At 52.7% G+C, this 4,908-nt stretch carries 5 protein-coding genes, 1 tRNA gene and 2 pseudogenes; 6 read left to right on the forward strand and 2 right to left on the reverse strand.

From position 1 onward, the window contains the following. Positions 1-196 precede the first annotated feature (196 nt). The gene (locus tag D1841_RS16385; protein WP_160644712.1) at positions 197-505 is read left to right on the forward strand and encodes a response regulator; all 309 of its coding nucleotides are present in this window, start codon (positions 197-199) and stop codon (positions 503-505) included. Between the two features lie 148 nt (positions 506-653). On the opposite strand, the gene D1841_RS16390 is transcribed toward D1841_RS16385, so the two are convergent. Both D1841_RS16390 and D1841_RS16395 read right to left on the reverse strand, forming a co-directional pair. Continuing rightward, on the reverse strand, positions 654-1,148 hold the full coding sequence (locus D1841_RS16390; protein WP_237076441.1) for a winged helix-turn-helix domain-containing protein: 495 nt from the start codon (positions 1,146-1,148) through the stop codon (positions 654-656). Positions 1,149-1,178: 30 nt separating this feature from the next. Then, on the reverse strand, positions 1,179-1,730 hold the full coding sequence (locus D1841_RS16395) for a response regulator (protein ID WP_160644714.1): 552 nt from the start codon (positions 1,728-1,730) through the stop codon (positions 1,179-1,181). 32 nt (positions 1,731-1,762) lie between these two features. On the opposite strand from D1841_RS16395, the gene D1841_RS16400 reads away from it, so the two are divergent. From D1841_RS16400 to D1841_RS16420, 5 genes and pseudogenes are all read left to right on the forward strand, one after another. After that, complete coding sequence (locus D1841_RS16400) at positions 1,763-2,656, forward strand: ParB/RepB/Spo0J family partition protein (RefSeq protein WP_237076442.1); 894 nt, start codon at positions 1,763-1,765, stop codon at positions 2,654-2,656. A gap of 79 nt (positions 2,657-2,735) precedes the next feature. Then, positions 2,736-3,371: pseudogene (locus D1841_RS16405) on the forward strand (VirB6/TrbL-like conjugal transfer protein, CD1112 family); the annotation flags it as partial. An 18-nt stretch (positions 3,372-3,389) separates the two neighbouring features. Next, positions 3,390-3,863, forward strand: a complete 474-nt coding sequence (locus tag D1841_RS16410) for a PrgI family protein (protein ID WP_160644715.1) — start codon at positions 3,390-3,392, stop codon at positions 3,861-3,863. Next, positions 3,805-4,521: pseudogene (locus D1841_RS16415) on the forward strand (VirB4-like conjugal transfer ATPase); the annotation flags it as partial. The gene D1841_RS16410 and the pseudogene D1841_RS16415, both read left to right, overlap by 59 nt. A gap of 239 nt (positions 4,522-4,760) precedes the next feature. Further along, a tRNA-Val gene (locus D1841_RS16420) sits at positions 4,761-4,837 on the forward strand. Positions 4,838-4,908 lie beyond the last annotated feature (71 nt).

A 4,908-nucleotide genomic window follows, 5' to 3' on the forward strand; every position in this document is an offset into this window, starting at 1 on the left:
AAATGGTGCGTCACTTGAAGCTGTTTTGAAATTGGTAGGGTAGTTTTGTGCAAATTTCTATATTTGCTCATTTATAGTTAAATATCCTAAAAATGAAGCAATTTGGCCTGTTTTAAGACAAATTCTGTAGATGCTGGGACATTTCTGCAACATATTAAATGTATATTGTAGAGCAAGAGAGAAAAGGGGTGATTTTTTGAGTAAAATACTTTTAGTGGATGACGATGATACCTATACATGGTGTATGGCAAAATTTTTGAAATTGAGAGGTTATGGGGTAGATATAGCTGCTACGGTAGCCGATGCCAAACAAATCCTCAAAAGAGAAGTGCCACTTTTTATTAGTTCTGATCTTGACCTGCCGGATGGTTCTGGTCTGGAACTATTAGATATGGTATGTGCTACCAGTACAGATATTCCGTTTCTGGTGGTGTCTTGCCATGAAAAAGAGGAATATGAAAAAGCGCACTGCGGCGTGGTGCAAGCCTCTGTTTGGATAAAATAAAAACATCCCTTGTGCAAGACAAACTAATCGAATATGCTTACCGACAGTCATCCGGGGAGCAGGCTCCGACTTTTCACAAGCTGTTACTCGTCCATGCAGATGACGCTAAAGCCAAAATTTTACGGGCTGGATTGCTTGAGAAGGGATTTCATGTGATAGTGGTAGAAACGCTGACTGATGCAAAAAGTAGGTTGCTAGAAGATATGGAAATAGAATTGATATTGCTCACATGGTTATTGACCGCTTTACGTGAGTAGTACGAATACTCTTCATTCCAGACCAAATCCATAAGCATGTCATACGTAAACACCCGCTTTGGATTCATAATGAGCAGGGCTAAAATATCAAATTCCTTGACTGTCAAACCGATTTCTTGTCCACGGACTGTGACAAGACGTTGCTCCAGGCAAAAATGTAAATCCTCCACCTGCAATTCCGTCAATGACTGTTCCGAAATATTTTGCCGGTTCTCTACTTCAAGGGAGGTGTATGTATTATTAGCTGAAAAAATCTTGCCGCTTTCTGCTTCAAGTAAAACTTTTGCTAACTCTTTTCTCTGTTCTGTTGCAAGCAATATGAGCAGCTTTTCACCCATCTGTCTGCCGGATTCTGCTATATCAAGTACGACTAATCTTCCATGCAAACACGTCACCTCCTGTATTAAATTCCATTGCTAGTCGATAAAAAACAAGATACGCCGTATCAGTTCCGGGATATTTATCGGAGAAACAAAATAATCATTGACCCCCTCATACCGATATTGATATTCTGTCATAAGGTCATTGTTTTCCGTCAATACAAAAAACGGCAATAGCTTCAGCGGTGGATTTTTTACTTTAAATTTATCGGAAACATCACGTATCGTATGTAAGAATTCAAGCCCAGTACCATCCGGCAAAGAAAGATCACACAAGGCCAACTGTGTGATCGTGAAGGATGATTGTGTTATTTTAGAACTAAACTCAGAAAGCCCTGAAAACACGGGACTTTGTGATGTTAGTTCTGTTTTTTGACCCAAAACAGAGGATAACAAAAGCGCAGGGCGGCGCAAGGAGGGTAGGACGCCCACTGGTACAATAAAACAAGGCTTCATAGAGCGGGTATCGCTGTCGGAGAAATCCGGCGGTCGGTATCCGCTTTTTTTTTTGTGTCCACAGACTGGTACATAGGCGTGTATCCTGCCCCATCGAGGGGGCTGGGTACACGCCTTTTTTCTTTTTCCCATAAACCCACATTGAGAAAGCGAGGTGAACACAAATGCCAAGAGCAAAGAAAAAAGAGACTGAGGCACCGGCTGGGGCCGTAACGGAGACCGTCCAGCGGATGCCCCTCTCCGAACTGCACCCCTTTGAGGGGCATCCCTTCAAAGTGCTGGACGATGAATCCATGACGGAGACGGTGGAGAGCATCCGGCAGATGGGTGTAGCCAATCCCCTCATCGTGCGCCCGGGCCCGGACGGCGGGTATGAGATCATCTCCGGCCACCGCCGCCACCATGCTGCAGAGCTTGCGGGGCTGGACATCATCCCTGTCATTGTCCGAGAACTGGACGATGATGCCGCCGTTATCATGATGGTAGACTCCAACCTCCAGCGGGAGAACATCCTGCCCAGCGAGAGGGCCAAAGCCTACAAAATGAAAATGGACGCCCTCCGGCATCAGGGACAGCGCACAGACCTAACTTCGCCGCAAGTTGCGGCGAAGTTCCGCGCCGATGATGAAGTGGGAAAAGGTGCGGGCGTGAGCGGCGATACCGTCCGGAGGTTCGTCCGCCTGACGAACCTGATCCCCGAAGTGCTGGATATGGTGGATGAGAAGAAGATCGCCTTCAATCCCGCCGTGGAGCTGTCCTACCTGAAGCCGGAGGAACAGCGGAACTTTCTGGAGGCTATGGACTATGCCCAGGCCGCCCCGTCCCTGTCCCAGGCGCAGCGCATGAAGAAAAAGAGCCAGGAGAGCGGCTGCACCCTGGACGATATGTGCAGCATCATGGACGAGGTGAAGAAGGACGACCTGGGGCAGATCGCTTTCAGGACCAGCGACCTCCAGAAGTTCTTCCCCAAGTCCTACACGCCCAGGCAGATGAGCGATACCATCCTCCGCCTGCTGGAGCAGTGGCAGAGGCGGCGGCAGCGGGACCAGCAGCGGTGACACGCCCCCTTTTGCGGGGCGCATTTTTTATGAAAAAAAGGAGTTTTACGCTTATGAACAGTATCCACTTTCACTTGCCTGTTACGAGCTGATCCAGCTCATCATTGAGCATAACAACCTCTCGAACTTCGAGACATGGATCATCTTCAAGTGGATTTTCAAGACCTTTGTGGCCGTCACGCTCATCTCCAACTGCTTCAATATCGTGATGGCGGTCTTTGATGTCTGCCAGAATGTGATCTCCCGGAGCGGCGGCATCATCGGCGCTTCCACGGCGGTCAGCGACTCGGCCATCGCCGCGATGGAGGGGACGCTCTCGACCTACGGCGTGGGTACGCTCCTGGGCATCTACCTGATGAGCTTCGTCATCCAGCTCACCCTCTGGATACTCTCCATCGTGATCTTCGTCATCGTCTACGGGCGCATGATCGAGATATACCTGATGACGAGCCTCGCGCCCATCCCGCTGTCCACCTTCGGCAACCGGGAGCAGAGCCAGACCGGGCAGAACTACCTCCGGTCCCTATTCGCCCTGGGCTTCCAGGGCTTCCTCATCATCATCTGTGTCGGCATCTACGCTGTGCTGATACAGTCCATCTCGTTCACTTCGGATATAGTCGGCTCCCTCTGGGGCGTGGTAGGGTACACCGTCCTTCTGGTGTTCACCCTGTTCAAGACCGGGGGCCTTGCCCGGAGCGTACTGAACGCCCACTGACCGGGAAAGGAGGTCATCATGGCAGCGTATATTTCCATCCCCCGCGACCTCACGCGGGTAAAGTCCAAGGTGTTCTTTGGGCTGACGAAACGGCAGCTCGTCTGCTTCGGGGCGGCGGCGCTCATCGGCGTTCCGGCGTTCTTCCTGATGAAGCGTTCCGGCAACACCAGCCTCGCCGTCATGGGGATGATCGTCCTCATGCTCCCGCTGTTCTTCCTCGCCATGTACGAGAAGGACGGGCAGCCGCTGGAGACGGTGGCGAGGCACTTCATCCAGGCGAAGTTCATCCGCCCCAAGGTCCGCCCCTATGCGACCAACAACTATTACTCTGCCCTCATGCGGCAGGACCAAGTGGAAAAGGAGGTACAGGCCATTGTTCAAAACGCAGAAAAGCGGGCGCGGGAAAGCGGAGCCCATCGCTCTCCCCGCAAGCCTGACAAAGGCGGAGAAAAAGCAGATCAGGGCCATCATCGAGAAGGCCCGCAGGGATGACGGCACTCCCCGCACCGCCCAGCAGTCCATCCCGTTCCAGCGGATGTTCCCGGACGGCATCTGCCGTGTCACCGACAACTACTACACCAAGACGGTGCAGTTCAACGACATCAATTACCAGCTCGCCCAGCAGGAGGACAAGACGGCCATCTTCGAGGAGTGGTGCAGCTTCCTCAACTTCTTCGACAGCTCTATCCACTTCGAGCTGTCCTTCATGAACATGGCGACCGACGCGGAGAGCTTCGAGAAGTCCGTCCGCATCCCGCCCGCCGGGGACGTCTTTGACAGCGTTCGGGCGGAGTACAGCCAGATGCTGAAAAGCCAGCTCGCCAGGGGCAACAACGGCCTCACCAAGGCCAAGTACCTGACCTTCGGCATCGAGGCGGCCTCCATGCGGCAGGCGAAGCCCCGGCTGGACCATGTGGAGACGGACCTGCTCAACAACTTCAAGCGCATCGGCGTGACCGCCGCTGTGCTGAACGGGAAGGAGCGCCTGCGCCTGATGCACTCCATGTTCCACATGGGCGACCGCGACCCGTTCGCCTTTGAGTGGAAATGGCTGGTGGAGTCCGGGCTGTCCGTGAAGGACTTCATCGCCCCCGCCGCCTTTGCTTTCAACGGCCGGCGCACCTTCCAGATGGGGGATGTGTACGGGGCAAGACAGCTTCCGCTTTTTTCTGCGCCAAGCAGCCCCCGCGCCTATTGGCTAGGCAGGCCGCTCCTGACAGCACCCCCAGATATGGAACACAGCCTTCCCATAAAAGCTGTGAAAAGCCGCCTTTTGTGCCTGCCACCGTTCTTTTCCGTTTTTCACGCAAGCCCGGGAGAAAAAAGCAGAAAAAATTCTTTAAGGACTTGACGGCACGGGAAAAGTCTGGTATAATAGCTCTTGCAGTCGGGGGTATAGCTCAGCTGGTTAGAGCGCCTGCTTCACACGTAGGAGGTCACTGGTTCGAGTCCAGTTATCCCCACCAAAAGAGAGCCAGGCGAACCCCGAGCTAACCATCACGATGGTTGGCGGGGTATTTGTCCTGGCTTGTCCATT

The sequence above is a fragment of the Neglectibacter sp. X4 genome (assembly GCF_009917365.1).
Lineage (GTDB): Bacteria > Bacillota > Clostridia > Oscillospirales > Acutalibacteraceae > Acutalibacter.